The 26,180-nt window shown below is 65.6% G+C and carries 23 protein-coding genes; 3 read left to right on the top strand and 20 right to left on the bottom strand.

Going from position 1 to position 26,180, the window contains the following annotated elements; all coding sequences use genetic code 11:
• Window positions 1–25: 25 nt before the first annotated feature.
• The 8 genes from G4X40_RS08410 to G4X40_RS08445 all read right to left on the bottom strand — a co-directional run bounded on the left by G4X40_RS08410 (window position 26) and on the right by G4X40_RS08445 (window position 10,798).
• A complete protein-coding gene (locus G4X40_RS08410) occupies window positions 26–805 on the bottom strand; it encodes a crotonase/enoyl-CoA hydratase family protein (protein ID WP_277831665.1) in 780 nt (259 codons plus the stop codon).
• Window positions 802–1,566, bottom strand: a complete 765-nt coding sequence (locus G4X40_RS08415; protein WP_277831667.1) for an SDR family NAD(P)-dependent oxidoreductase — start codon at window positions 1,564–1,566, stop codon at window positions 802–804. Before G4X40_RS08415 ends, G4X40_RS08410 begins: the two co-directional genes overlap by 4 nt.
• A 35-nt stretch (window positions 1,567–1,601) precedes the next feature.
• Complete coding sequence (locus tag G4X40_RS08420) at window positions 1,602–2,750, bottom strand: acyl-CoA dehydrogenase family protein (RefSeq protein WP_277831668.1); 1,149 nt, start codon at window positions 2,748–2,750, stop codon at window positions 1,602–1,604.
• Window positions 2,751–2,801: 51 nt separating this feature from the next.
• Entirely contained in the window at window positions 2,802–3,989 is a 1,188-nt protein-coding gene (locus tag G4X40_RS08425) for a CaiB/BaiF CoA transferase family protein (protein ID WP_277831669.1), read from the bottom strand.
• The gene (locus tag G4X40_RS08430) at window positions 3,986–5,296 is read right to left on the bottom strand and encodes an MFS transporter (RefSeq protein ID WP_277831671.1); all 1,311 of its coding nucleotides are present in this window, start codon (window positions 5,294–5,296) and stop codon (window positions 3,986–3,988) included. The genes G4X40_RS08425 and G4X40_RS08430 overlap by 4 nt, the downstream gene beginning before the upstream one ends.
• 191 nt (window positions 5,297–5,487) lie before the next feature.
• Window positions 5,488–6,480, bottom strand: coding sequence for a LysR family transcriptional regulator (locus tag G4X40_RS08435; protein WP_277831673.1), 993 nt, complete (start codon window positions 6,478–6,480; stop codon window positions 5,488–5,490).
• 49 nt (window positions 6,481–6,529) lie between these two features.
• A complete protein-coding gene (locus G4X40_RS08440; protein ID WP_277831674.1) occupies window positions 6,530–9,715 on the bottom strand; it encodes a protein kinase domain-containing protein in 3,186 nt (1,061 codons plus the stop codon).
• 111 nt (window positions 9,716–9,826) lie between these two features.
• On the bottom strand, window positions 9,827–10,798 hold the full coding sequence (locus G4X40_RS08445; RefSeq protein ID WP_277831676.1) for a LysR substrate-binding domain-containing protein: 972 nt from the start codon (window positions 10,796–10,798) through the stop codon (window positions 9,827–9,829).
• 170 nt (window positions 10,799–10,968) lie between these two features.
• On the opposite strand from G4X40_RS08445, the gene G4X40_RS08450 reads away from it, so the two are divergent.
• Window positions 10,969–11,994, top strand: a complete 1,026-nt coding sequence (locus G4X40_RS08450) for a YeiH family protein (RefSeq protein WP_277831677.1) — start codon at window positions 10,969–10,971, stop codon at window positions 11,992–11,994.
• 112 nt (window positions 11,995–12,106) lie between these two features.
• Here the strand turns inward: G4X40_RS08450 and G4X40_RS08455 are convergent, their stop codons facing one another.
• The 10 genes from G4X40_RS08455 to G4X40_RS08500 form a co-directional block, all read right to left on the bottom strand.
• Entirely contained in the window at window positions 12,107–12,952 is an 846-nt protein-coding gene (locus tag G4X40_RS08455; RefSeq protein ID WP_277831678.1) for an LLM class F420-dependent oxidoreductase, read from the bottom strand.
• Window positions 12,953–13,273: 321 nt separating this feature from the next.
• On the bottom strand, window positions 13,274–13,654 hold the full coding sequence (locus tag G4X40_RS08460; protein WP_277831679.1) for a carboxymuconolactone decarboxylase family protein: 381 nt from the start codon (window positions 13,652–13,654) through the stop codon (window positions 13,274–13,276).
• A gap of 25 nt (window positions 13,655–13,679) precedes the next feature.
• Window positions 13,680–15,239 carry a long-chain-fatty-acid--CoA ligase gene (locus G4X40_RS08465; RefSeq protein ID WP_277831680.1) on the bottom strand — a complete coding sequence of 520 codons (1,560 nt, stop codon included), beginning with the start codon at window positions 15,237–15,239 and terminating at the stop codon, window positions 13,680–13,682.
• A gap of 35 nt (window positions 15,240–15,274) precedes the next feature.
• Window positions 15,275–15,925, bottom strand: a complete 651-nt coding sequence (locus tag G4X40_RS08470) for a 3-oxoacid CoA-transferase subunit B (RefSeq protein WP_277831681.1) — start codon at window positions 15,923–15,925, stop codon at window positions 15,275–15,277.
• Window positions 15,922–16,698 carry a CoA transferase subunit A gene (locus G4X40_RS08475; protein ID WP_277831682.1) on the bottom strand — a complete coding sequence of 259 codons (777 nt, stop codon included), beginning with the start codon at window positions 16,696–16,698 and terminating at the stop codon, window positions 15,922–15,924. The genes G4X40_RS08470 and G4X40_RS08475 overlap by 4 nt, the downstream gene beginning before the upstream one ends.
• The gene (locus tag G4X40_RS08480; RefSeq protein WP_277831683.1) at window positions 16,695–17,282 is read right to left on the bottom strand and encodes an RBBP9/YdeN family alpha/beta hydrolase; all 588 of its coding nucleotides are present in this window, start codon (window positions 17,280–17,282) and stop codon (window positions 16,695–16,697) included. Before G4X40_RS08480 ends, G4X40_RS08475 begins: the two co-directional genes overlap by 4 nt.
• 31 nt (window positions 17,283–17,313) lie before the next feature.
• Entirely contained in the window at window positions 17,314–18,639 is a 1,326-nt protein-coding gene (locus G4X40_RS08485) for an MFS transporter (protein ID WP_277832370.1), read from the bottom strand.
• A gap of 116 nt (window positions 18,640–18,755) precedes the next feature.
• Window positions 18,756–19,808, bottom strand: a complete 1,053-nt coding sequence (locus G4X40_RS08490) for a BKACE family enzyme (protein ID WP_277831685.1) — start codon at window positions 19,806–19,808, stop codon at window positions 18,756–18,758.
• Window positions 19,809–19,856: 48 nt separating this feature from the next.
• Window positions 19,857–20,759 (bottom strand): TauD/TfdA dioxygenase family protein, encoded by a 903-nt coding sequence (locus G4X40_RS08495; RefSeq protein WP_408642154.1) that lies wholly within the window; start codon window positions 20,757–20,759, stop codon window positions 19,857–19,859.
• A 33-nt stretch (window positions 20,760–20,792) separates the two neighbouring features.
• Window positions 20,793–21,767 (bottom strand): quinone oxidoreductase family protein, encoded by a 975-nt coding sequence (locus G4X40_RS08500; RefSeq protein ID WP_277831686.1) that lies wholly within the window; start codon window positions 21,765–21,767, stop codon window positions 20,793–20,795.
• A 241-nt stretch (window positions 21,768–22,008) separates the two neighbouring features.
• Between G4X40_RS08500 and G4X40_RS08505 the strand changes: the two genes are divergently transcribed.
• Together G4X40_RS08505 and G4X40_RS08510 are read left to right on the top strand one after the other, a co-directional pair.
• Complete coding sequence (locus G4X40_RS08505; RefSeq protein WP_277832373.1) at window positions 22,009–23,043, top strand: AraC family transcriptional regulator; 1,035 nt, start codon at window positions 22,009–22,011, stop codon at window positions 23,041–23,043.
• A 122-nt stretch (window positions 23,044–23,165) separates the two neighbouring features.
• A complete protein-coding gene (locus G4X40_RS08510; RefSeq protein ID WP_277831687.1) occupies window positions 23,166–24,107 on the top strand; it encodes a LysR family transcriptional regulator in 942 nt (313 codons plus the stop codon).
• 11 nt (window positions 24,108–24,118) lie between these two features.
• On the opposite strand, the gene G4X40_RS08515 is transcribed toward G4X40_RS08510, so the two are convergent.
• Window positions 24,119–25,156, bottom strand: a complete 1,038-nt coding sequence (locus tag G4X40_RS08515; protein WP_277831689.1) for an FAD/NAD(P)-binding protein — start codon at window positions 25,154–25,156, stop codon at window positions 24,119–24,121.
• A 368-nt stretch (window positions 25,157–25,524) separates the two neighbouring features.
• Window positions 25,525–26,160, bottom strand: coding sequence for a TetR/AcrR family transcriptional regulator (locus tag G4X40_RS08520; RefSeq protein ID WP_277831690.1), 636 nt, complete (start codon window positions 26,158–26,160; stop codon window positions 25,525–25,527).
• Window positions 26,161–26,180: the final 20 nt, after the last annotated feature.

Consider the following 26,180-nt stretch of genomic DNA (forward strand, 5'->3'; position numbering starts at 1 on the left):
GTTCCTGTTCTGTCGTTCTCGGTGCTCACGTCGCGGTCCAGACCGGGGTGCGGCGCTCGGTGAACGCGGCCGCACCCTCACGGGCATCGTTCGAGCCGAACACCGGCATCACGATCTCCCGGGTCCGGTCGAAGGTCTCGTCGGCCGCCCAGCCGGGGGATTCGTCGACGACCTTCTTGCTGGCCCGCACCGCGAGCGGGCCGTTGGCGGCGATCTCCTCGGCGAGGTCGAGGGCGGCGGCGAGTACCTCGCCTTCGGGTGCAAGCCGGTTCACCAGGCCGTGTGGGTGCAACTGCTCGGCCGTCTTCGATGCGCCGGTGAGGATCATCTCCAGCGCGATCGCGCGCGGTAGTCGCGCCGGCAGCCGGAACAACCCGCCCGCGGCGGCGACCAGGCCACGCCGCACCTCCGGCAGCCCGAATGTGGCCGTCCTGGCGGCGACGACGAGGTCGGCCGCCAGGACGATCTCGAACCCGCCGGCGAGGGCGGGGCCGTCGACGGCGGCGATCAGAGGCTTGGCCGGTGTCGTCTCGACCAACCCGGCGAACCCGCGACCCTCGACGCGAGGGCTCTCACCCCGCAGAAAGGCCTTGAGATCCATTCCGGCGCAGAAGAACCCACCGGAACCGGCGAGCACACCCACGCTGAGCTCGGGATCGCCGTCGAGCAGGTCCATCGCCGCGGCGATCGCGGCGGCGACCGCGCCGTTGACCGCGTTGCGGGCCTGCGGACGGTTCAGCGTCACCACCAGCACGCGGCCGCGCCGCTCCGTCAGGACGACCGGAGTCGTGGCCTCGTCGGTCATCGGGGCGCCATCCGGATCGCGCCGTCGAGACGGATGGTCTCGCCGTTGAGCATGCCGTTGGAGACGATGTGCTCGGCCAGCGCGGCGAACTCGGACGGCTCGCCGAGTCGCTGCGGGTGCGGGACCGCCGCGGCCAGCGCGTCGCGGATGTCGTCGCGGGCATTGAGCAGCAGCGGCGTGGCGAACACGCCCGGCGCGATCGTGTTGACCCGGATCCCGACGCTGGCGAGGTCGCGCGCGGCGGGAAGCGTCATGCCGACGACGCCGGCCTTGGAGGTGGCGTAGTTGATCTGCCCGATCTGCCCCTCGTAGGCGGCCACGGAGGCGGTGAGCACGATCGCGCCGCGGTCGCCGTCGAGAATCTCGTTGACGGCCATCGTCTGGGCCGCGTAGCGCAGCACGTTGAACGTGCCGATCACGTTGAGCCGGATCACCGACTCGAACGGTTCGAGGTCGGTGGCCTTGCCGGCCTTGTCGAGGATGCGCATCGGCTTGCCGCGTCCGGCGCAGTGCACGACTGCACGCACCGGGCCGCGCTCGGCGGCGGCGGCGAACGCGGCGGCGACCGCCTCGGAGTCGGTCACGTCGGTGGGTACGAAGGTGGCGGCCGGGCCCAGCGCCTCGGCCTGCTCGGCGCCGGGGGAGCCGGGCAGGTCGAGCAGGGTGACGGTGGCGCCGGACTCGACCAGTCGGGTGGCGGTGGCCAGGCCGAGGCCGGAGGCGCCTCCGGTGACGACGGCGCCCAAGTCCTTGATCTGCATGGTGATTCGTCCTTCGGTGTTTTTCGAGTACGGGTCTAGATTCCGAGCGACTTCGAGATGACGCTCTTCATGACCTCGCTGGTGCCGCCGTAGATTCGGGTGACGCGGGCGTCGGCGTAGAGGCGGGCGATCGGGTACTCGGTCATGTAGCCGTAGCCGCCGTGCAGCTGCAGGCACTTGTCGATGACCCGGGCCTGCATCTCGGTGCAGAACAGCTTCACCTTCGCGGCGTCGGCCGCGGTGAGGGTGCCGTTGTCGAGAGCGATCAGCGCCTGGTCGACCATAGACTGCGCGGCCTGTAGCTCCGTCGCACACTCGGCGAGCACGAACTTGGTGTTCTGGAAGCTGGCCAGTGGCTTTCCGAACACCAGACGTTCCTGCGTGTACTCGACGGCCAGGTTCACGGCGGCGGTCGCCGTGGCCAGGCCGGTGATCGCGATCGACAGCCGTTCCTGCGGCAGGTTGTGGCCGAGCATGCCGAACGCCTTGCCCTCCTCGCCGAGCAGGTTCTGCGCCGGCACGCGGACGTTGTCGAACGTCAGCTCCGCGGTGTCGGACGACTTGATCCCGATCTTGTGCAGGTTCCGGCCGCGGATGAAGCCGGGCATGTCGCCCTCGACGACCAGCAGCGACAGGCCGTTGCGGCGGTTCTCGGCGTCCTTGGAGGTGCGCGCGACCACGATCACCAGGTCGGCGTTGATGCCGCCGGTGATGAACGTCTTGTTGCCGTTGAGGATGTAGTCGTCGCCGTCACGGACCGCGGTGGTGGCGACGCCCGCGAGGTCGGAGCCGATGCCGGGTTCGGTCATCGCGATCGAGCTCACCAGGGAGCCGTCGGCGAAGCCGGGGAACCAGCGCTCGCGCTGCTCCTCGTTGGCGTACTCCAGGAAGTACGGCAGCACCGTGTTCAGGTGCACCTGGAATCCGCCGAGAGACGCTGCCGCGTAACCGATCTCCTCGTAGACCACGGTATTGAACAGGAAGCTGTCGATGCCGCCGCCGCCATACTGCTCGGGCACCTGCAGGCCGTTGATGCCGATCTCCGCGGTCTTGTAGTAGAAGTCGCGGGGGATGCAGCCGGCGTCCTCCCACTCGGGCATGTTCGGGGTGATCTCCTTGGCGACGAACTGCCGGACGGAGTCGCGGAAGGCTTCGTGGTCCTCGGTGAAAATGGTGCGCTGCATGATGATTCCTTCAAAGATGGTGGTGCGGGTGGTGAGGTGACGGGGCGTGCCCTAGCGCTGAACGACGACACCGTCGGCGGCGAGGGCGTCGATCGCCTCGCCGGGGTAGCCGAGCTCGTTGAGCAGTTCGGCGGTGTGCTGACCCAGGTCGGGCGCACCCACCGTGGGCAGCTTCGGGATGCTCTCGAGGTGCCACGGCGCGCCCAGGGCGGTCGCGGGCATGCCGTCGGGGCGGCTGACCTCGATGAAGAGTCCGGCGGCCTCGACGTCGGGGCTGCGCAGCACCTCGGGATAGGTGTTGATGCGACCGGCGACGACGCCGTTGCCGGTCAGCATGCTCATCGCCTCGTCGCTGGTCATAGTCGCGAATGCGGAGTGCAACTCGACGAGCAGGGCGGGCTTGTTGCGAACCCGGGACGCGTTGTCGGCGAAGCGCGGGTCCTCGGCGAGCTCGGGCCTGCCCAGCAACCGGCACAGCCGGCTGAAGTGAACCTCGGAGTAGGCGGAGACCACCACGTTGCCGTCGCGGGTCGGCATGATGTCGGCCGCAGGCGCCACCGTCGGCTGCCCGTTGCCCATCCGCTTCGGCTCGACCCCGGTGACGAGGTACGCACCCCAGTTGGGCGTCTGCAGGTGCAGCGCAACCTCGAGCAGCGAGACCTCGACGGTGTCGCCCTCCCCGGTGCGCAGGCGCCGGATGTAGGCAGCGAGAATGGCCTGGGCGCAGACGTAACCGGTTGCGGCGTCCACGATCTGGGCGCCGACCTTCTGCGGCTCCCCGTCCCGCTCTCCGGTCACCCACATCAGGCCGCTCTCCGCCTGTGCGGCGATGTCGAGGCCGGCCCGGTTGCGGGACGGCCCGTGCAGGCCGAATCCGCTGACGGTGGCGTAGACCAGACGCGGGTGTGCGGTCCGCATGGCCGCGGCGCCGAGGCCGAGCGAGTCCATCACGCCGGGGCGCAGGTTCTGCACGACGATGTCGGCGTCGGCGATCAGCTGGCGGGCGATCTCCTGTCCGCGCGGATCCTTGAGGTCCAGCGCGATGGCGCGCTTGCCGCGGTTGTAGTTCTGGACCATGGCCTCGCCGTGCGGGCCGATCCCGCGGGCCGACTCTCCGTGCACCGGTTCGATCTTGATCACGTCGGCGCCGAGATCCACGAGGACCTGGGTGGCGGCGGGGGCCGCGATGAACTGTCCGAAGTCGACGACGCGGACGCCGTCCAGGGGCTTGTCGATCATGCTGTCTCCTCGACTCGACGGCGGATGAGTGTGATGTCACGCTCGGGGTTGATCAGTAACAACGCGATCGCACTGCCGACCACCATCAGGACGCCGCTGATGACGAAGCCGGTGCCGTAACCCGTGGCACCGTGCGCGGCGTCACCCACGCAGAACCCGAGCAGCAGCGGGGCGACCATCCCGGCCACGCTTGCCACGGCGCCGAGACCGCTGAGGATCATTCCTCGCTTACGTGACTGGACGACATCGGCGACGGCAGACAGAGCGACGCCATAGGCGGCCGTGTTCAGTGAGAAGGCCAGCGAGATCAAGATGATCTGCAGCGCACCTCCGTGCAGTGCGGTGAACGCCGCCATGCAGACCCCGGCGGCGGCAACGAGCGCCGTTGACAGGTAACCGCGGGCGATCCGGCGCGAGATTCCCCGCGCAAGCATCCGGTTCGACGCCCAACCGGCAGCGATGGCACCCACCGCGGCGAGCCCGTAAGGGAGCATGACCAGCCGGCCGGTCGTGATGGTGCTGTAGTGGAGGCCATCCGTCAGATAGACCGGCAGCCATGCCACCTTCAACGCTGTCGACCAGTACGAACAGAACAGCAGCAGCCCGATCCCGATGACGGTTCCGGTTTTCAGGATCGTCCGGTACGGCGCATCGATCGTCTGCAGAGCTTCGACCGGCGCTGCCTGTGCAGTCTCGTCCGGTGCGCCCTTGCCCAGAACGAACCAGGCGACGGTCCACGCGAGACCCAATGCGATCAACGCGTAGAAGGCAGCGTGCCAGGTCCAGGTCACGATGATCCAGGTGATGACGGGCGCAGCGATCAGGGTTCCTATCGAAGCGCCCGCGGAGACGACTCCGCCGGCCAACGCCCGCTTCTCAGCCGGAAACCAGGAATGCACTGCGTGGTTGGCCAGCGCAAATGCCGGCCCCTCAGCGAATCCGAGAATCACCCGGCACGTCAACAAGGCGCCGAATCCGACAGTGCCCAGCAGAGGCACCATGGTGGCCACCCAGGTCAGCATCAGTCCGCCCAGTAGCCACCGGCTGCTCACGCGTGAGGAAAGGGCGCCGAAGATCAGCGCACCGGCAGCGAACAGCCAGAAGAAGCCGCTCTGGATCACGCCGAACTCCTGCGGCGAGAGGCCGAGATCCTTTTGGATCTGGACGCCACCGAAGGCGATGACGGTCTTGTCTGCATTGTTGACGAGCATGAACACAACAAGCAGTCCGGTGACCAGCCAGGCTCGTCTCATGATCTTGGGCCTCGGCAACCTGGCCGGCGTAGGCGTGGACAGCGTTTGAGTCATGGGGGTCCCCTTCGGAAGGCGCCACTGAGGGTGGTCACACGCGTGACGGCGCGACCATCCCGACCGTTCCGAACGACCGCTGGCAAGTTGCTTGTGGCCTGCGCCAGCCCGTGTGAGCTGATACACACAATTGAAGGCGAACTCACCGATTGCGTCAAAGACGCAAAAGGTAGCAAAAATATTGCGATTGCCTATGAATTGCCGCTTCGAGCGGCGCGGTTGGTCTCGCGCATCCGCCTGTCTCCCGCCTGGCGGGCCCGGGCGGCAGCATCGACAAGTGAGTTTCCTTCTGCCATAAGGCCGTTGACCTCTTTGGCAAATTTGGTGAGCGACTCGCGAGACGACGCTACGAACTGACTCGCCGCATCCGTGATCCGCCCGGGTCGGTGGACCACCCCCATCTTTCGCGTCAAGGGTGGCGTGAGTTGTCGTACGACACCGCCACGCACCAGGGCGTCGAGCCCGCTGCGCAGCGGCATGATGGCGACTCCGCCCCCGGCGAGGACTATCGGCAGCACCGCACCGCGATGGCGGACCTCGACCGCGACATCAGGTTCGACGCCGTGACTGCGCAGCGCGTTCTCGATGAACTCCCTTGTCGCCGTGCCTCTTTCACTCATCACGAATGACACAGCGGACAACTGGCTGATCGGGACCGGATCCGGCCATTGCGCTTCGGTGCCGGGTGGACACACGAGCACCAGATGTTGGTCGATGAGTTCCTCACCGACCAGGTTCTCCGTAGGCATCGGCAGTGAGAGGATGCCGAGCTCACAGGCCCCCGAGACGACGAGACCTACCACGTCGGCGGCTTCGTCACGTTCCTCGACGCGGAACCGGACCTGCGGATGCGACACACGGAACTTTGCCACCCAAACTGACAGCGGATCGGAAGACAAGTCCGAGAGCGATGCGATATCGATCCGCCCGCTGCGCACCGCTCCGACATCATGCACCGCGCTCCGTGCGGACTCGACCTCCCGCAAGATCATTCGCGCAGGACCGACCAATGCCTCGCCGGCCGGAGCGAGGACCAGTCCCCTCCCGACGCGATGAAAAAGCTCGGTTCCAAGGTCGTTCTCGAGCTTGCGGATCGTCTGTGAAAGGGACGGCTGCGCAACGTGCAACTGCGCGGCGGCCCGGGTCACCCCGCCGCAATCAACTACGGCGAGAAAGTACTCCATCTGTCGTAGGTCCATGGCTCGAACTTAGAACTCACTCTGCATGTTGTCGTCACCGTGCACCCTGCTCGGTGGCCCAGGCTGCGATCTGCGCTCGGGAAGTGAATCCCAGCTTCGTCAGTATGTGTTCGACATGCCCTTCTGCGGTGCGCCTGGAAATGACGAGTCGGGAGGCGATGGCCTTGTTGGTCAGGCCTTCGGCGACGAGACTTGCGATCTGACGTTCACGCTTGGTCAGGTGAGCCGATTTGGATTCCACCGCAGCGTGTCCCGGCGCCTGTTCGCCGAGCGCAAAGGCGATCGCCGCGTCGTCGCTCAACGCTCCCCCCTCGCGTTGCGATGCCTCGAACTTCGAAGGTCCCAGCTCCTGGCGCACGATCTCCTCGGATCGCTGTTGATGGACAAGCAAGGCGGGATAGAGGACCGAATTGCTGCCGATCAGTCGTCGACGCGCCTCGGCCGCACCCATCAATACGGCGGCACGACGGGGCTCGTGTCGTTCCGCGGCGATCCAGGACAACGCCAACAGACATTGAAAGATCAGGAACTGGTCATCGGTGCGCCGAGTCAGCCGTAGGCCGGCCTCCAGACGCTGCACGACCCGGTCGTGATCTCCGGCACGAAATGCATCGATCCCGATGGCCCACAGCGCATATCCGCGATGGAGGAATTCGCCGTAGGATTCCGAGAGAGCAAGAGCCTTCTCGTGATACGCGAGCGCGCGCGTCGGGTCGTCACTCATATGTGCCCATCCGAGGAACCGTAGTGCGGTGAGCTGCAACGCGCGCTCGGTCGATGCGCACGGCGCATCAACCGCATCCGTCAAACGTGCCCGCGCCCTGACCGGATCTCCGCTGCACAACGCGACAAACCCGTCCGCAGCCGCGACGAAGGCATACGTCGTCGGGTCGGTCGAGCCCGTGTCGAGAGCGCGCGCCCGGTCGAGGCGAGCGGTTGCCGCCTCCAGGTCCCCCTGGAGTCCGCCCAGTACGCAGGCGGCGTACAGCGCCTTGGCGAGTTGCCGTGCCGATTGGTCACCGGGTCGGTCGAGTGCGCGGTTGAGCCACCGAAGGCCCTCGCCGAACAATCCGCGGGATACCCAAAATGGGTACAGGGCGACGGCGATTCTCGTTGCATTGTCTCCGGGTTCAGCAAGGCTGAACTCGAGCGCATCGCGCAGGTTCGGCAGCTCCCTCCTCAGCCGGGCGATCCAGTCGAGCTGGAGGGGACCGATCCACCCGGCCTCGGCCTCCAGGGCCAACCGTTGGTACCAGTCACGTTGTCGCCGACGAAGATCCGCATACTCATCGGTGTGCTCGACCTTCTCGCGGCCATAGTCCCGCACCGTGTCGAGGAGCCGGAAGCGGACCCATCCGTCCACCTCGTCGCGGATCAGGATCGACTTGTCCACCAGCGCCGAGACAGTGTCGATCACGTCGGGAATTTCTGCTCCGCACACATTTTCGACGTCGTCGATATCGAAACTGCCGACGAACAAGGACAATCGGCCCCAGAGCTGCTGCTCCTCGGGTGTGCAGAGGTCGTAGCTCCACCCGATCGACCAGCGCAGGGTTTGCTGCCGGATCGGGACGCCGCGGCCGCCTCGGGTGAGCAGTGCGTAGCGGTCGGTGAGCCGCTCGAGGATCTGCTCGGGCGAGAGCGCACGCAACCTCGCCGTGGCCAGTTCGATCGCCAACGGCAGTCCGTCGAGCCGCCGGCAGATCGCGGCGACCGTGACCATGTTGCGCTCGGTCAGTTCGAAGCCCTGTACCGCCGTGGCGGCACGCTGGACGAACAACGCGATCGAGTCGATTCGGGAGAGTACGCGCAGCGAGGCTGCGGTGCCCAGCCGTGGCGTGGTCAACGGTGCCACCTGCACGAGCACCTCGCCGCCGAGTCCGAACGGTTCCCGACTGGTGGCCAGAATCCGCAGATCCAGGCACCGCTCCAGCAACACCTGTACCAGTTCGGCGACCGCATCGATCACCTGCTCGCAGTTGTCGATCACCAACAGAGCCGAGCGCGTGGACATCACCTCTACCAGCAAGTCGCGCAGGGGCCCGCCCGCGTAGTCACGCACCCCGACAGCCGCGGCCACCTGGTCGACCACCAACGCCGGATCGCGGACTTCGCCGAGTTCGACCAGCCAGACGCCGTCCGCATACGTGCGTTGCACCGAGGCCGCCGCGCGCAGCGCGAGTCGCGTCTTGCCTACCCCGCCGAGGCCCACCAGGGTCACCAGGCGAGAGGTGGACAGTGCGTTGCAGATCTCGGTGAGTTCGGCGCGGCGGCCGACGAAGCTGGTCAGCTCCGCCGGGAGCTTTCCGTGGCCGGCGAAAGCCTCCTGTAGGTCTGGTCTTGCCACGGTCTCGGCGAATCCTCCTCGAACTCTCTTGAGCTGCTCGCTCAATGCTGCAGCCGAGGGCCGTTCGCGTGGGTCGCGGGCCATGGCGTGTTCGATGATTGTCGACACCTGGTCGGGAATACCGCGTTCGCGCAGGTCGGGCACCGGCGCGGTGGTGATGCGCAGGAACTGTGCGATGACCTGCTCGCCGCTGCGTCGTTCGTAGGCGGCATGCCCGGTCAGGGCACTGAACAGGGTGGCGCCGAGTCCATAGATGTCGGAGGCGGGGGTCGGCGGGTCGCCGCCGAGGACCTCGGGGGCGGTGAAGGCAGGGGATCCGGTGACGGTGCCGGTGGCCGTCATGTAGCCGCCGGCGATGTGCGCGATGCCGAAGTCCGTCAGGGCGGGTTCGTCGTAGTCGGTGTACAGGATGTTGGCGGGTTTGAGGTCGCGATGCACGATGCCGAGGCCGTGTACCACCTCGAGGGCTCCGGCCATCGTGACCCCGAGATCGAGTACCTGGCTGATGGGAAGTGGCCCGTCGTGGTGGATACGTGCCGCCAGGCTTCCGCGAGAGTGGTACGGCATTACCAGATAGGGTCGGCCAGATCGGGTTTCCCCGATCTGCAGAACAGTGACGATGCCGGGCCGGCCGGTCAGCCGGCCCATCGCGCGTTGCTCGCGCAGAAACCGTGCCCGGTTGGGTTCGTCGAGTTCGGCGGTGAGCACCTTCACCGCGACGATGCGGTCCAACTCGGGCTGGGCGCAGCGGTAGACGGTACCGAAACCACCCTGACCGATCTCCTCGGCGTCCTCGAACCCGGCGGTGTCCAATTCCGCAGCAAGCACCGACCCCACATCACATTGTGTCTTGAAAGGGTCACACTCGACCATCTGGTCACCTGCGATTCACCGGCGAAGCCAAGCCTACGCCCGCGGTGCACCGCGATCACCCGGACCGAATTGGTAAGCGCGACGTGTCGAGCCTGATCGGCGGCAGACAAACTACCGCACGAGGGAGTATCCCGATCCCGAGGGTTCGTTGCCGCCCGGACCCGGAGGCGTTCGGCAGATGGTGCGTGTCGCTATGGCCAGGATGTCGCCCGCAGGTCCCCGCCAGCGGGTACCCCGCCGCCACACCGCATGCAGAACCCGTGTCAGATCGATCTCGGCCAGGGGCACCTCGACCAGTCTGCCGTCGTGCAGCTCCTGGCGGACGGTCAGCTCGCTGAGCACGGCTGCGCACTCGCCCGCACTCACCGTCACCTTCACTGCGGTATTCGAATACAGCTCGATCGCCGGTTCGACCAGAGATTCGCCGACAGCCTGCTGCAGCGTCTCGCGCGTTCCGGACCCACCCTCTCTGGATGCCAGCGGCAGCGTGGCCAGTTCCTGACGTGACACAGGTCTGCGACGCCGTGCCAGGCGGTGCGATGGCGCAACCACAAGCACGAGCCGATCCTGGGCCACTTGCCGGCTGCGTAAATCGCTGGGCACGGTGGGTGATTCGATGAAGCCGAGGTCGATCTCCCGCGCGCGGAGTGCCGCAACCACCTCACGCGAGTTGGCCACCCGCAGGTGCACCTGGGGCTGACCTTCCCCGCAACGCCTGAACGTGGAAATCCACGCCGGAACGAGGTACTCCGCCACAGTTTGACTTGCCCCGATGGTCACGTTGTCAGCAGCGTGCGCCGTCAGCGCCCTGGCGCCGACCAACAACGCGTCGGCGGCATCGACGACGCCCCTGGACCAGTCGGTCACCATCCTGCCGTGCACTGTCAATTTCGCCCCGTGGCTGAGACGGTCCAGCAATTCCAAACGCAGTTGGCCTTCGAGGACCTTGATCCGTCTGCTTGCCGCGGGCTGGCTGATCCGTTCCGCTCGCGCGGCAGCAGAAATGCTGCCGCGATCGGCTACCAACACCAGCAGTCGCAACGCGCCGAGATCAATTTCCGGACGGAAGTCTTCCCTCATCATGGGCACCTGATACCTGTCTATTGTCATAACAGTTGGTTATGGGCCTGCAATCGATATGTGGCTACCGCAAGCCGTAATTCCGATCGAGGGTGGAAATCATGCACCCGAACATCACACCTTCGCGACATTCAGCAGCGGCAAGGCGGCCCCCCGCAACAGCCCCAACCCCGATGTCCGCACTCGCGAAGCTGACCGCGCACCTGCCGGGTGTGACGGTTGCAGTCGTGATCGCTGTGGGCGCGACCCTCGTCGGAAAGGCATTTCCACTGGTTGGCGGGCCGGTGACAGGCATCGTCGCCGGTGTTGTGATCGCGGCGCTGGTCAAGCCAGGACCCCGGTTCCAACCAGGCATCAAGACGGCCGGCAAGTTCATCCTGCAGGTGTCGGTAGTGATTCTCGGAACCCAACTCTCACTGCTCCAGGTGATCCGTGTCGGCGTCAGCTCGCTGCCGGTGATGCTCGGCACGTTGCTCGTATGCTTGGTGGCCACCTATCTCATCGGCAGATGGCTGGGGATCGTCGGTGACCTGCGCACGCTCATCGGGGTGGGTACCGGCATCTGCGGCGCATCGGCGATCGCCGCCGTGACCCCGGTGATCGGCGCCGCCGAGGTGGCGGTGACCTATGCCATCTCGACCATCTTCCTGTTCAACATTGCAGCGGTGCTCGCGTTCCCGATGATCGGACACGCACTCGGGATGGGCCAGCACAGTTTCGGCCTGTTCGCCGGCACCGCGGTCAACGACATGTCGTCGGTCGTCGCGGCCTCGACGACGTACGGCTCCGCCGCCGCCAACTACGCCGTCGTGGTCAAACTGACCCGAACCCTGTTGATCATCCCGATCTGCCTGGGGCTCGCCGCGATCACCGGGCGCAAAGCGCGCACCGACGCCACCGCAACAGAGCAGCCGGCGAAGTCCCGGGTTCAAATCCACCGCCTGGTGCCCTGGTTCCTCATCGGGTTTCTGATCCTTGCCGCCGCCAACACCGTCGGACTCGTCCCTGCCTCGACCCACCGCGGCCTGGCCGAGGCGTCGGTCTTCCTGATCACCGTCGCCCTGTCCGCCATCGGTCTGTCCACCGACCTGCCCGGGCTGCGTCGCACCGGACACCGCCCGCTCATCCTCGGCGCCGCCCTATGGGTGATCGTCACGCTCACCTCCCTCGGCCTCCAGGCCGTCTCCGGGATGCTGTAACACACCCGGACATCCTGGCCCTGCGAGGCCCGACCACATCGTGGACGGGCCTCGCGTAGGTGTGAGCCCGACGCCGGAGTCAGCTGAAGCCTGGCCTCGCCCTGACCCTGCCTCAGCAGAGACCCAGTGCGGCGGCCAGCGCCCCCAGAGTCGGCAGTGGGTCATCCTGAACCGGAAGTGCTTGAACTGCAACGTGATCGGCTCCAGCCGCACGATGGTCCCGGAGTCGCCCCGCGAGGTGGTCGGCGTCGCCGTGGGCGACGAGGGCGTCGACGACCCGATCCGTGCCGTCACTATCCAGTTCTTCCGCGGCGAAACCGGTCCGCTCCAGGTTCGCTCGGTAGTTGCGCCGCTTGAGGTACGGGTTGGCGACCGTCGCGCGGGCGATCGCGCGCGCCGCATCGACATCGGTGGAGAGCACGACCTTCTGTTGGGGGGCGAGCAACGCGTCCGAGCCGAGAGTCTCCCGCGCCGACCGTGTGTGCTCCGGAGTCGTCAGGTACGGGTGCGCGCCGGCGGCCCGAGCCGCTGACAGTGTGAGCACCTTCGGTCCCAGCGCCGCCAGCACGCGTCGGTTCACCGGGACGCCCTCGCGGTCGAGCACGTCGAGATACTCGACCAGAGCGCTGTAGGGCCTTCGGTACCTGTCCCCGGCCATCTCGGGATGGCCGACTCCCACGCCCAGAAGGAAGCGTCCGGGATACCGCTCCTCGAGTCTCCGGTAGGACGCCGCAATCGCCTCGGCGTCGGCTGCCCAGATGTTGACGACGCCGGTCGCGACGATTATGCGCTCCGTCGCGTCGAGCAGGCGTTCCGCCAGTTCTAGATCTGCCGGCGGCGATACACCGACCCAGAGTGTGCCGTAGCCGAGTCTCTCGATCGCCGCTGCCAGATCTGGGAAAAGCCCCTCTGCGTGGCGCCAGACACCGTACTCGCCCAGCGGCGAAGTGTTCTTCACGTCTTCACGCCTCCTTCTCGTGTCGTCGACTGCCGAGTGCAGATGCTGGAACGCGACTCAGCTCCGGTCCGTACAGACCGGAGCTGAGTCGAGCATGTGTCAGGCAGACAGTGCCGCGAGACCGACGATGGCGGCCGTTCCACTGAGCAGGCCTGCGCCGAGGGCGATGTACTTCTGGTAGCTACCGAGCTCGGCGGCGGTGGATCCCATGTTTCACTCCTGATTGATAGATGTTGTTGTGCATGCGATTGCATGCGTTGTGTCGGGCGCGAGACGCGCTGGCGGCGCTCGGGTCCGACCGGTTGTGATCGACATGTGCGGCTACCCCTGGCGCTGCGCGGCGAGTTCCTCGACGAGAATCGGAACGCCGATGTTGCAGGAATGGATTCCGACGACGGTGGCCAGCTTGAGCACCTCGAGGATTTCCTCCGCGGTGACGCCCAGCTCGAGTGCCGCCCGGATGTGCCGACGCACACCCGGTGCGTACATGTGGGTACAGGAGGCGTCGACCGCGATGCACAGCAATTCGATGGTCTTCGGCGAGAGGACACCGCTGCGCCACGATTGGGTTGCCGTCGCCAGGTACTGCTCGGTCCACTCCGGATCCATCTCCGCGAGCCCGTCCCACAGCGAGTTCCATGAACCTGCAGCACGCATCGTGTCCACCAGCGTGTCGCGGTGGTTGTCACCGGTTCCAGTCATCGTCCCACTCCTTACAAACCCAGTCTTATGCTGTCTCCCTTGCCAATTCGCGCTTCAGAATCTTCCCTGTCGCGGTCATCGGAAGGGTCGTGGTGAACTCGATCGTGCGCGGGTACTTGTAGCCCGCCATCTGCTTACGGCACCAGTCGATCAGCTCGTCCTCGGTGAGCTGTGCGTTCTGCCGGAGAATGACAAAAGCCTTGATCTCCTCGCCATGACTTTCGTCGGGCACACCGACCACAGCGACGAGCGAGACGGCTTCGTGAGTCAGCAACACTTCCTCGACTTCGCGCGGATAGACGTTGAATCCGCCACGGACGATCATGTCCTTGGCCCGGTCCACGATGTAGTAGAAGCCGTCCTCGTCGACTCGGGCGAGGTCTCCGGTGCGAAGCCACCCGTCGCGCAGCACCTCCGCGGTGGCATCGGGACGGTTGTGATAGCCCTTCATCACGTTGTGGCCGCGTAGTACGAGCTCCCCGACCTGGCCCACCAGGTCGATTGTATTGCCCTGCTTGTCAACGAGTTTGGCATCGATGCCCCAGACCGGGATACCGATGGAGCCAGGGCGTGAGGGCCGCTCTGGGTCGCTGAAGACGGCCAGCGGCGAGGTTTCGGAGAGCCCGTATCCTTCGAGGATCTGGACGCCGAACCTCTCTGCGAACCGAGTGTGGATCTCCACCGGAAGTGCGGCCCCTCCGGAAATGGCTCGCCGCAGCGTGCGGGCGATCCACTCTGCCTCGACGACGTCGTCGACGGCACCCAGCAGCGCCCAGTACATCGTCGGCACACCCGCGAACACCGTAATGCTCTCGTCGATCATCAGCCGTAGCGCCGACTTCGCATCGAAGCGAGCCATCATCACCAGAGTCGCTCCAACGGACAGCCCGGCGTTCATGGTCACTGTCTGGCCGAAGGAGTGGAACAGCGGCAGGGTGAGCAGGTAGGTGTCGTGGCGGACAGGGTTGCTGTCGAAGAGCCGATTGGCTGTCAGCGCATTGAGCACCATGTTCGCGTGGGTGAGTTCCGCACCCTTGGGATATCCGGTGGTGCCGCTCGTGTAGAGGATGACAGCGACTTCGTCGGGGCCGCGCACCGCGGACTCGAAGCGGTCGGGAAGGTCCTCGAGCGCTGCGGCGAGATCCTGTGCCCGGGCGGCCGTTGAGACGGCGGAATCGGCCGGGAGGAGAAAGAACTCACGGCACCCGGTGGCTTGTTCATACGCATCTCGCCCGTACTCGCCGATCGGGAGGTCCTCGGTGCCCTCGAAGCAGAAGTAGGCCTTGGCTTCCGAATCCTTCAGGTGGTAGGCGATTTCGCGCGCCTTGAGCAGGATGTTGAGCGGCACGACGACGGCGCCGGCCTTGAGGATTCCGTAGTAGATGATGGGGAATTCCGGAAGATTCGGGCAGGAGAGCGCGACCTTGTCGCCAGGTTCGACGCCCCGCGAGGCGAGGAGGTTCGCGACCTGGTTCGACCGCGCGTCGAGTTGCGCATAGGTCAGCCGTCGCTCACCGTGCACCACGGCGATCTGATCGGGATACCTGCGGACGGAATCTTCCAGCAGCACTGACAGGTTGAGCACGTTGAACTCGTCTTTCGTCGTGTGATCGCGAGTGGCTATGCCAGCGACGCGTCGGTTGCGGACCGGACCTGCGCGGCGTCCACGCCCGGTGCGCATTCGCGCAGAACCAGTCCGGACTCGGTGACGTCGATGACGCCGAGGTTGGTGATGATCCGGTTCACCACCTGCTGCCCGGTGAGCGGCAACGTGCATTCCCGAAGAATCTTCGAGCCGCCGGACCGGTCGGTGTGCTCCATGAGGACGATGACGCGGCGGGCGCCGTGGACGAGGTCCATCGCCCCGCCCATACCCTTGACCATCGCCCCGGGAACCATCCAGTTGGCCAGGTCTCCGGCCTCGGAGACCTGCATGCCACCGAGGACAGCGACGTCGATGTGTCCGCCTCGGATCATTCCGAAGCTGGTACTCGAGTCGAAGAACGAGGCGCCCGGGTTGACGGTGACGGTCTCCTTGCCGGCGTTGATGAGATCCGCGTCGACGAGGTCCTCGATCGGGTAGGGACCGGTTCCGAGGATCCCGTTCTCGCTGTGCAGCGTGACCGCCACATCGTCGGCCAGATGGTTGGGGATCAGCGTCGGCAGCCCGATACCCAGGTTGACGTACTGTCCCGGACAGAGTTCGGCGGCGGCCCTCGCAGCCATCTGCTGCCGTGTCCAGCCGACAGTCTCGACAATGGTCGTGGTCATGCGGCCGTCTCCTTCGCCGTCGCGGTCGTACGCCTTTCGATCTGTTTTTTCTGCTTCCCGGTGTGCACGATGCGATCGACGAATATCCCGGGCAGGTGGACCTGGGCGGGATCCAGTTCGCCCGGCTCCACCAAGTTCTCGACCTGCGCGATGCAGATCCGGCCGGCCATCGCGGCCAACGGGTTGAAGTTCATCGCGGCCTTGTTGAACACCAGGTTGCCCTCGGTGTCGCCGGCGTGGGCGTGGACCAGCGCGAAGTCGGCGGTGATTGCGCGTTCGAGCACGTAACGACGGTCTGCCCACACTCCGTCGAACTCGCGGACCTCCTTTCGCGGCGACGCCACAGCGACCGTTCCGTCACTGCCGTAGCGCCACGGGAGCCCGCCCTCGGAGATGAGGGTGCCGACCCCCGTGGGCGTGAAGAACGCCGGGATGCCGGCGCCCCCGGCGCGCAGCTTCTCAGCGAGGGTGCCCTGCGGCGTCAACTCCACCTCGAGCTCTCCGGACAGGTACTGACGGGCGAACTCTGCGTTCTCCCCCACGTACGACGCCGTCACCCGTCGTATCCTTCTCTTGGCCAACAGGATTCCGAGCCCGTGCCCGTCGGTTCCGCAGTTGTTGGAGAACACCTCGAGGTCGGTGGCATCCCCATCGGCGATTGCCGCGATCAACACATCGGGGATTCCGCACAGCCCGAACCCGCCCACCGCAAGTGAGGCGCCCGATGCGATGTCTGCCACGGCCTCGTCTGCGAAGCCACACACCTTGGTCACGACGCGATCTCCCCGCGTGCACCGACCAGCTCCGCAACGAGCTCTTCGGCCTGTGGCCAGTACCCGTAGCCGGAGGCCGGATTGAGATGCCCGACCTCACCGAGATCGACCAGACGGCTGCCCCACGCCTCGGCCATTCCCGTCACGCGCCGGAAGCCGGCGAGTGGATCGTTGGTGCTGGCCGCCACGATGCTCGGGAACGGTAGGCGGCGCCGGGGAATGGGGTTCCACGCGCCCGCTTCGATCTCGTCGAAGCTCGGGTGTCCCTCTGGCAGCGGAAGTTCCATGTCGGGCGGAGTCGCCAGCAGCGCACCGCGCACCTGCCGGGTCGGCCGCTGCGCCCAGTGGACGGTGGTGATCACGCCGGCGCTGTGCGCGACCAACACGATCGGTCCGTCGATCGAGGTGATGACCTCGTCGAGCGCAGCGACTCGTGCGGCGCGACTGAGCCGGTCACGCTCGAGCGGAGGTACCGTCCGCACGTTGTCGAGGCGGTCGGCGAGCAGGGTCTGCCAGTGTTCGGCGACGTGATCGCGCAGTCCGGGCACGATCACCACGGTCGGCGAAGTCGAAGCGGTGGTCATTCTCAATTCCTTGCTTTTGATCGAAGGTTGTTCATCGAAGGCTGTACGCCGCGGACTCGTTGAGGGCGTTGAATCGGCGCACGCCGGCGGGATAGAGGCGCTTGCCGATGACGAGCGCGACGATCGCGGCCACGTACGTCAGCGGGGCGAGCTCCAATGCCCTCAGCAGCCCGAAGTGGTCGGCGAGGATTCCGACGACGAAGGGGCCGAGCGCCAGCCCGAGCAGATTGTTGGCCACCGTGAGAGTCCCCATCGCGGAAGCTCGCACCGTGGTGTGGGTGAGATTGGCGACCATCGCGGCGGTGGGCCCGGATGAGCCGGCGGAGAAGAACGCGCCCAACCCGATGAGCACCATCGAGAGCGCCCCGGATGCCAGCCAGAAGCCGACGGGCAGGCAAACCAGCGAGATCGCGCAGAACACCACCGCCGTGGTCCACTTTCGCGACATGTCGGCCCGACCGATGCGGTCGGTGATGATGCCGCAGACCACCATGCCACTGCCTACGAGCAAGACGAAGATTGCGGCGACGCCGGCCGCCTTCGCCGTACCGAGGTGGTGGTAGCGGTTGAAGTAGCTCGGCATCCAGGCGAGCAGCACGGCCGCGGTGAACATCTGCAGACCGCCGCCGATGTAGGCACACAGGACCGAGGGGTTTGTGTACAGACTTGACAGGGGTGCTCGGAGCCTGCGGGGGGCGTCGACGCAAGCGGCGGAGGGCTGATTCTGGTCGACTGCATACCGGGCCAGCCTGCGCTCGTTGACAACTGCGCGGAACAGTGCGACGAGGATCAGGCCGAAGACCGCCATGGCCGCGAACGACCACCGCCAGCCGAGGTGCACGGCGAGCAGCCCGCCGAGAGCGACGCCGACCACCGAGCCGAATGATCCGCCGGCCATGAAGGAGGCGCCCATGGCGGCATGCACGCGGGGTGCGAAAACACTCAAGACCACCGCGATGCCGACGCTACCGTATGCAGCCTCACCGACACCGACAAGGAACCGCGCCCACAACATCTGGTCGAAACTTGCGGCCACGGCGCAGGCCAGAGTCGCCAGGCTCCACAACACCGCCATCAGGGTCAGGCTTCGCACGCGACCCCACCGGTCCGCGACCAGCGACAGCGGCAGGGTGAGCAGGCCGACCATCAACGCCACGATGCTGTTCAGGGACGCGAGATGCGAGTCTGACAACGACCATTCGGATTTGAGAATTGGGAACACGGCGCTGAGCACCTGCCGAGACATGTAGTCCGACAGCAACAACGCGAAGGTCAGTGCGAACACGAGCCAGGGATAGAGCCTGGACTTCCGTGATCGGGTGGACGGCATGCGGTTTGCGTCCACGGTAACGTGCATTGCCACGGTGTCTCCTCGTAGGTGGCGGACTGACGACGATCGACCCGATGGGCCGGCGGGATGGGGCGGGCCGGGACGCGCGATGGGGTCGCGTCCCGGCCCGGGTAGGGAGACGATCAGGCGTGCTGGGTGAAGCCGACCTGGCCGGGCTTACGGTTCGGCGCGTAGCCGAGCTTGGCCAACGTCTCGTCGGCGTCGGCATAGGTGGTGCCGATCCGATAGATGTCGCGGGCCTCCTTGCCGGTCGCGACCTCGCGGCCGAGTTCGCCGGCGATCCGCACGAGCTGCTGAATCTGCTGAACCGAGGTGAACTTCTGGCCCTTACGGCCCCAGATGGTGTCCTCGTTGCCGCAGCGGGTGTGCAGACCCATCGCGATGGCCATCGCGTTGACGGGGAGCACGCTGCGCATGAGCGTCTCGAGGGTCAGGCACGCGCCGTCAGGAACACGCTGGATGAAGTTCATGATGTTGTACGGGTTCGGTCCGTCGAAGCCGCCGCCGATGCCGACCCAGGTCAGATTCAGCGGGCCTGTGTAGACGCCGCGGCGGATGAGTCGCTCGACGGTCTCGAGCTGCGGGATCGACGAAAGCTGGAAGTGCGGCTGGATTCCCGCGGCCTGCAGCCTGCGCAGGTGCTCGGCGACCCACTCCGGACCCGCGGGCACGGTCATCTCCCGATATGCCGCCGCAAGTTCCGGCCGTTCCATCGACGTGCCGGCGATGTCGTCGGCGGTCATCAGCTCCATGATGTTCATCTGGCTGGTGTTGATCGCGATGGTGACCTGGTCGGGCTTCGGGTCGAGCTCGGCGAGCATGTGCCGGGTGTCATCGGAGAGCCATTTGGCATCCGCGCCTTCACCTTCCGGTGCAAACGAGATCGAACCACCGACCTGCAAGATCATGTCCGGGACGGCTTCCCGCAACCCGGCGAGGAGCTCGTTGAACTTCGACAGGCGCTTGCTGCCCTTGCCGTCGAGCTCGCGGACGTGGATGTGCAGCACGGTCGCGCCAGCCTCGTAGCAGTCGACCGCCTGCTGCACGTGCTGCTCCATCGTCAGCGGCAGGTCCTCGCGGAAGTCGTCCGGCTCCCACTCGGGGCCGTAGGGCGCACAGGTGATGACCAGCTTGTCCTGGGTCTCGGGGAAGAGCGCGTCGTCATGGAAATGCATTGTCTTACTCCACTTCTGAGGTGAGGTGTTGGATGAACAAGGAAGGGCTCAGAATGGGCGGTCGCCGATGATGCCGGCCCGTTCCATCTTTCGGACCGCCGGCCAGTAGTCCTGGACCGCGTAGTGCTGCGTGGAGCGGTTGTCCCAGATCGCCACACTGTTCTCCGACCAGCGCCAGCGCACCTGATAGTCGGGAATCGAGGCCTGACTGATCAGATGGTTCAGCAGGTTCGAGGCGCCGGGCGCGAAGTCGATTCCATGGCGCACGTTCTCATCAGTGTGGTAGTTGACGAAATGCGTGGTGAAGGAGTTGACGAACAGAACCTTCTCGCCGGTCTCAGGGTGAGTGCGCACCACCGGGTGCTCGGCGTCGGGATAGGTCTCCTTGAGCGCGTGGCGATCTTGGATCGGCAGCCGGGCACCGAAGGTGGCCTCGATGCTGTGCCGGGCCCGCAGACCGTCGATCTGGTCCTTGACCTTCTGAGGGAGATTCGCGTACGCAGCCGCCATGTTCACCCAGATCGTGTCGCCACCGATCGGCGGTGCCTCGACGCAACGCAGTATCGCGCCCATCGGCGGGGTCTCGCGCCAGGTGCCGTCGCAGTGGAAGGCGTTCTCGAAGTGCTCCGGCGCACTATCGAGATCTTTGTAGATCCGCACCAGCCCCGGATACTCGGGATCACTGCCGAGCCTCGGGTGATCCTCCAGCGGCCCGAACCGCTCGGCGAGGGCCACGTGTTGGGCCTGGCTCATGTCCTGATCCCGCAGGAAGAGGACCTTGTACTTCAGCAACAGCGACTTCAGCTCCGCGAACAGCGCATCGTCACGCGAAACCTCACCGAGGTCAACGCCGAACAGTTCCGCACCGATGTTGCAGGTCAGTGGTTGCGCCCTCATCGGCGATCGAAACGTGGAGGGCCGATCCGAGGCGGTGTAAGTGGTCGTACTCATTGCGCTCCCCTATCGTGACAAGATTTCCGAACTTCAAACCGAGAAGACCGAGGAGCCGACACTGCGGCCGGATTCCAGGTCACGATGGGCCTGCACCGAGTCCGCGAGCTCGTACCGCTGGTTGATCTGGATGCGGATGCGCCCGGATCCCACGTGATCGAACAGCTCGCCGGACAGTTCTGCACGCTCGGCTGGGTCGGCGATGTAATCAGCCAGGGCCGGTCGGGTGACGAACAGCGAGCCCTTCACGGCGAGCTGCATGGCGTTGATCGGCGGGATCGGTCCGGACGCGGTTCCGAAGCACACGAGCAGCCCGCGTCGCGAGAGGCAGTCCAGTGAGGTCTCATAGGTCGTCGCCCCGATGCTGTCGTACACGACGGGGACGCCCTCGCCGTCCGTCAGCTCACGGACGCGGGCGGCCACATCCTCGTGGCGGTACAGGATGACCTCGTCGCAACCGTATGCGCGAGCGGTCTCGGCCTTCTGCTCGGTCGAGACCGTGCCGATCACCTTGACACCCAACAGCTTTGCCCACTGGCAGAAGATCAGTCCCACGCCACCGGCCGCGGCGTGCAGCAGCACGGTGTCGCCGGCCCTCAGCGGATGGATGCGTCGCAGCAGATAGGAGGTGGTCAGCCCGCGCATCGTCATCGCCGCGGCGGTGTCGAAGGGGATGTTCTCCGGCAGCTTGATCAACGACTCGATGGGCATCACGCGCTCGGTGCTGTAGGCGCCCAGGGGGCTGCCGGTGTAGGTGACCCGGTCGCCCTCCGCGAACTCTGAGACCCCCGGTCCGACCGCCTCGACGATCCCGGCGCCCTCGACGCCCATGCCGGCCGGCAACGGGGCCGGATACATTCCGGTGCGGAAGTAGGTGTCCGCAAAGTTCAGGCCGACCGCCTCGTGACGGACCCTGACCTCGCCCGGGCCGGGGGCGCCGACCTCGACGGACTCCCAGCGCATGACCTCCGGACCGCCGGGTTCATAGAAGCGGATGGCGTGTGCCACTGTGATCTCCTCGTGTTCTGAACAGGTGCGGCACCGCGTGGCACGCACCTGGGTGAATTCCGTTGCTGTCGTGTTGCTTTGCCACCGTGCGGGTGGCGGCGCCGATCGGCCGGACGCTCTTCGCTCCCTCGCCCTGTAGGACTCTCGGGATGTGATGCAGGCAACAGTAAGTGACGCGGACCACGTATGCTTATCCTTACGGGACACCTCAGATGTCATTTCGGGACACAGGAGAGACGCCATGAAACCTCTGGCCCGCTATGCGGCGCTGAACGGCTACGTCGACCTGAGCCGGTCGCTCGGGCTCGATCCGGGCCCGCTGATGAGGCAAATGGGATTGGACCCCGCGGGTCTGAGCGTGCAGGATCGCTGGATTCCCGCCGCAGCGGTCGCGCGACTGCTCGAGAGGTCGGCGGCAATTTCGGGGCACGAGGACTTCGGACTGCGGCTGGCGGAATTTCGTCGCCTCTCCAACCTCGGGCCGTTGAGCCTGGTCATCCGGGAAGAGCCCGATGTGCGCAGCGCACTGCGAGTGCTTGGCCGGTACGAACACACATACAACGAGGCCCTGCGGACACGGCTGTCCGAAGCTGACGGAACGGCGACCATCCGGGTAGTCCTGGAACTCGGGGAGCAAGTGGACGTCCGACAGTCCGAGGAGTTGGCCGTGGCCGTAGTGCACCGCCTCCTGTGCGGCTTTCTCGGACCAAGGTGGAAGCCGATGGCCGTCTGCTTTGCGCACCGGCCGCCGGCAGACCCGGCCACCCATCGGAAGGCCTTCGGATCGGCACTGATCTTCGATCATCAGTTCACCGGGATCACCTTCCCGGCAAACGATCTCGATGCCCCGAACAAGATGTCCGATCCGCTGCTGCGGCCCTACACCCAGCAGGTACTCGATTCCCTCGAGCCACCGAAAGATGCGACCACGGCAGATCGGGTCCGCGAAGTGATCGAACTGCTGCTGCCCACCGGACGGTGCTCGATCGAACAAGTCGCCCGGAGCCTCGGCGTCGACCGCAGAACCATCCACCGACGGCTGACCGACTCGGCCGAGTCCTACTCCTCGATCCTCAACGACACCCGCGTCGACCTCGCCCGGCGGATGGTGGAAAATCGAAGATACTCACTGACCGAGATCGCCGACCTGTTGTCCTTCTCGGCGCCCAGCAACTTCTCGCGATGGTTTCGCGCGCAATTCGGATGCAGCCCCCAAGTTTGGCGAAACGCGCGACAGCAGCGGCACCGGACCCAGGTGATATCGAGCGGTCCCTGAGACTGCTGCACGGGTACGCGACATCGTGACCTTCCCCGATTTGCGGCGGCCCCTCATCGCGGCCGTCGGTGAGATCACACAGTTGGGAAAATCCGGCACGGCGCTCTTGGATGGGATGAATCATGCCGCTGAGTTCTCACATGCCAGGGATTGCCGCGTTCGAAGTTCTTCTTGCGGTCGCCAGAACCGGCAGCCTCGGCGCCGCGGGCCGGGAACTGGGACTGACACAGCAGGCGGTGTCGGCGCGACTGAACTCGATCGAAGCCCAGACCGGCGTCCAGCTTGTGGTCCGCACCGTGCGCGGCTCGACCCTCACTCCCTCAGGGGCCGTCGTTGCGCAGTGGGCAGCCCAACTACTGGAAGTCGCCGAGCACGTGGACGCCGGACTTGCGTCGCTTCGAACCGAAAGCCGCAAACGGGTGAAGGTGGTGGCCAGCCTGACCATAGCCGAACAGCTCATGCCTCGATGGCTGGTGTCCTGGCAAGCTGCAGCAACACGTCTCGGCCACAATGCCCCTGAGGTGATCCTCACGGCCGAGAACAGCGAACACGCATTACTGGACATCTGCAACGGCGTTGCGGACCTCGGGTTCATCGAAAGCCCTGTCATACCCAGGGCTCTGCACAGCCGCGTTGTCGCCCATGACGAACTCGTGCTGATCGTCTCGCCCGACCACAAGTGGGCTCGCCGGTCGAAGGGCGTGAGCGCTTCCGAACTCAGCCAGACCCCACTTGTCGCACGTGAGCGGGGATCCGGAACCCGCGATTCACTGACCGCAGCTCTGCGCAGCCGTCTCGGCGAGGCGATGGAACAAGCAAACCCGGTGCTGGAATTGTCCTCGGCGGCGGCCGTACGCGGCGCGGTCCTCGCCGACGCCGGGCCTGCGGTGATGAGTAAGTTGGCGGTGACAGACGATCTCGCGGTCGGAAGGCTCTGTGTCGTCGCGGTGCCAGAGCTGAATCTCAGCCGCGAACTGCGGGCTGTCTGGCAAGGCGGGCGCACGCCGCCCGCCGGCCCGGCACGTGACCTGCTCAGTCACATCGGGCAACACCGTCGCACGTAAGACCGATCCGGCTATGCGCTGTATTGCAGCCACAGCGGAAGAACATCATCCAGCCGCTGCATGAACTTCTGCATTCCAACACGATACTGGCCGCATCCCATCGGATCGATCTTATACTCGGGAAACGCGATCCCTATCCCGAAGAGCCCTGCTGCAAGAATCCCGTTGGCGGCATTATGTTCCAGCGTCCCCCACCCAGGGGTCACCCGGAGTTGCCTGCGTTCGAATCCGACGGTGTAGACAACGTGATCACACTCCTGAAGCCTGACGTCGAATTCCGGATCGCCTACCCAGCACCTCTCGAGGCGTTCCGGGTAGGTTCCATCGATGTTCTCTCGCGCCCAACGAGCGGCTTGACCTTTCAGGCCAGTGTCGTCGTGTAACGTCCAACCATCGAGGTGGACGGCATATTTGAGTGGGCTGCGATAGAAGTTGATCACTTTCTTGGCCGGGCTTTCCAGGAGATTCGGCAACGCGATCATAGTCGAGTGAGAAGAGCCGAATACGGCAACCGTAGCGCCTTCCAGAGGCAACTGTGCCAGCTTGCAGGGGTCAAGTGCAGCCTCGACCGACACCTCTTCCAGATTGGAGTACGGAAGCGTCTTGGGAACCGATCCGATGGCAAGGACAACGTTCTTCGAGGTGACCGGATCGTGTTCTGTCTGCACAGCCCACTGCCTGTTTCGCAGCGAAAGCTCCGTTGCCGTCGTTCGAAACGTTCGTACCCGCTCACCGAGATGTTTCGAGATCCACTCAAGAGGTTCCGCGACCACGCCGAGCGGGCAGGTCTGCTGGGGGTCGATGTTGTTTATATCGAATTGAGATGCTTCACCGAACCGAAAGGACGGAGATGCTGTCAAGTAGTCGAGAAAAAGTTCAACCTTGGTGTTGCTCGGTACAGCACACCATTTCGTACCGAAATCACCCACCGAGAACTCGGGGTCGATCCAGGCGATTTCTTCTGCGGCGATGCCGCGGTCGAGCAACCTGCCGACTGCGGCAATGCCAGCAGGCCCCGCTCCAATCACGGTCCAGGCGTACTGAGTCATTTTCTTCCTTTCCGAGGGCCGGCGGTGACGCCGTTGAGGTCAGGTCGATCGAACGAAAAGCGTGACTTCCGACCACCGGTTGCAATGATTCACGGACTGCGGGCCCGGGAGTAGGGGTGCACTCTTTGTCGACTCACAAACCCATCTTGTGAGGTCGGAAGTCGTGCGCCGGGCGCCTCGGCACAAGAGAGCAACTCTTCTGGGCTGCGTCCGGGGCGGACAGAACATGCACAAGCGGTCAGCAGTGTGGCCCGAGGAACAAGCCTGGAGATCACCCAACGTACGTCGACATCGCCGACCAGCAGCCGCCGATCATGAGCGATCGCTTAGCTATGCGCGTTCGACCGGTGCGCAGAACTCTCGCTCGATCACCGTTCGACTGACTTGACCATCCGCTCGGCGAGACTTGCGTAGGCCGCGCCCACCGCCTGAGGCGTGGGCAGTTCGCGCGAGGGAAACCAGCGAACGGTGTCGATGCAGAGCGAGAGGATCGCGAGTGCGGTGGCGTCGACGTTGTCGACGGCGAACTCGCCGCCGCGGACTCCGTCGGCGATGATCCCGCGCAGCACGCGCACAACCTGGCGTCTCAGCGGAACCACCCGCGCGAGATTCTCGCTGGTCAGCGCCTGCAACTCGTATTGCACGATTCGTCCGGTGGTGTGGTGCTCGCCATGCCATTCAGCAAAGGCATACACCGCTGCACGCAGGCGTTTTGTCGCCGACCCCGTGGTGGCTGCGCCCGTTTCGAGCGAGGCGAGTGCTGATGTGTGGCCCGTGATGCTCAGCCGAAGCAACACGTCTTGCTTGGAACGGAAGTGGATGTACATGGCCGCGGGACTCATCCCGGCCCCCGCTGCAATCTCGCGTGTACTGGTGCCGAAGTAGCCCTTTGCCGCAAAGGCGTCACGTGCCGCATCGAGTAAGCGCTGCTCCGCGCCGCTGCCGTGGCCACCCCTCGGCGCCCGCGTACCGGCCGGCGCCTCGGCCGCGACCGGATCCGACATCGTCTCACCTCGAGGCTGCT

The organism is Speluncibacter jeojiensis, assembly GCF_029589495.1.
Classification (GTDB): domain Bacteria; phylum Actinomycetota; class Actinomycetes; order Mycobacteriales; family Mycobacteriaceae; genus Speluncibacter; species Speluncibacter jeojiensis.

What these genes read in the sequence shown, in the direction of transcription:
- G4X40_RS08410 (WP_277831665.1), bottom strand. Translation starts at nt 805, where the DNA reads ATGACCGACGAGGCCACGACTCCGGTCGTCCTGACGGAGCGGCGCGGC.
- G4X40_RS08415 (WP_277831667.1), bottom strand. Translation starts at nt 1,566, where the DNA reads ATGCAGATCAAGGACTTGGGCGCCGTCGTCACCGGAGGCGCCTCCGGC.
- G4X40_RS08420 (WP_277831668.1), bottom strand. Translation starts at nt 2,750, where the DNA reads ATGCAGCGCACCATTTTCACCGAGGACCACGAAGCCTTCCGCGACTCC.
- G4X40_RS08425 (WP_277831669.1), bottom strand. Translation starts at nt 3,989, where the DNA reads ATGATCGACAAGCCCCTGGACGGCGTCCGCGTCGTCGACTTCGGACAG.
- G4X40_RS08430 (WP_277831671.1), bottom strand. Translation starts at nt 5,296, where the DNA reads ATGACTCAAACGCTGTCCACGCCTACGCCGGCCAGGTTGCCGAGGCCC.
- G4X40_RS08435 (WP_277831673.1), bottom strand. Translation starts at nt 6,480, where the DNA reads ATGGAGTACTTTCTCGCCGTAGTTGATTGCGGCGGGGTGACCCGGGCC.
- G4X40_RS08440 (WP_277831674.1), bottom strand. Translation starts at nt 9,715, where the DNA reads ATGGTCGAGTGTGACCCTTTCAAGACACAATGTGATGTGGGGTCGGTG.
- G4X40_RS08445 (WP_277831676.1), bottom strand. Translation starts at nt 10,798, where the DNA reads ATGATGAGGGAAGACTTCCGTCCGGAAATTGATCTCGGCGCGTTGCGA.
- G4X40_RS08450 (WP_277831677.1), top strand. Translation starts at nt 10,969, where the DNA reads ATGTCCGCACTCGCGAAGCTGACCGCGCACCTGCCGGGTGTGACGGTT.
- G4X40_RS08460 (WP_277831679.1), bottom strand. Translation starts at nt 13,654, where the DNA reads ATGACTGGAACCGGTGACAACCACCGCGACACGCTGGTGGACACGATG.
- G4X40_RS08470 (WP_277831681.1), bottom strand. Translation starts at nt 15,925, where the DNA reads ATGACCACGACCATTGTCGAGACTGTCGGCTGGACACGGCAGCAGATG.
- G4X40_RS08480 (WP_277831683.1), bottom strand. Translation starts at nt 17,282, where the DNA reads ATGACCACCGCTTCGACTTCGCCGACCGTGGTGATCGTGCCCGGACTG.
- G4X40_RS08485 (WP_277832370.1), bottom strand. Translation starts at nt 18,639, where the DNA reads ATGCACGTTACCGTGGACGCAAACCGCATGCCGTCCACCCGATCACGG.
- G4X40_RS08490 (WP_277831685.1), bottom strand. Translation starts at nt 19,808, where the DNA reads ATGCATTTCCATGACGACGCGCTCTTCCCCGAGACCCAGGACAAGCTG.
- G4X40_RS08495 (WP_408642154.1), bottom strand. Translation starts at nt 20,759, where the DNA reads ATGAGTACGACCACTTACACCGCCTCGGATCGGCCCTCCACGTTTCGA.
- G4X40_RS08505 (WP_277832373.1), top strand. Translation starts at nt 22,009, where the DNA reads ATGAAACCTCTGGCCCGCTATGCGGCGCTGAACGGCTACGTCGACCTG.
- G4X40_RS08510 (WP_277831687.1), top strand. Translation starts at nt 23,166, where the DNA reads ATGCCGCTGAGTTCTCACATGCCAGGGATTGCCGCGTTCGAAGTTCTT.
- G4X40_RS08515 (WP_277831689.1), bottom strand. Translation starts at nt 25,156, where the DNA reads ATGACTCAGTACGCCTGGACCGTGATTGGAGCGGGGCCTGCTGGCATT.
- G4X40_RS08520 (WP_277831690.1), bottom strand. Translation starts at nt 26,160, where the DNA reads ATGTCGGATCCGGTCGCGGCCGAGGCGCCGGCCGGTACGCGGGCGCCG.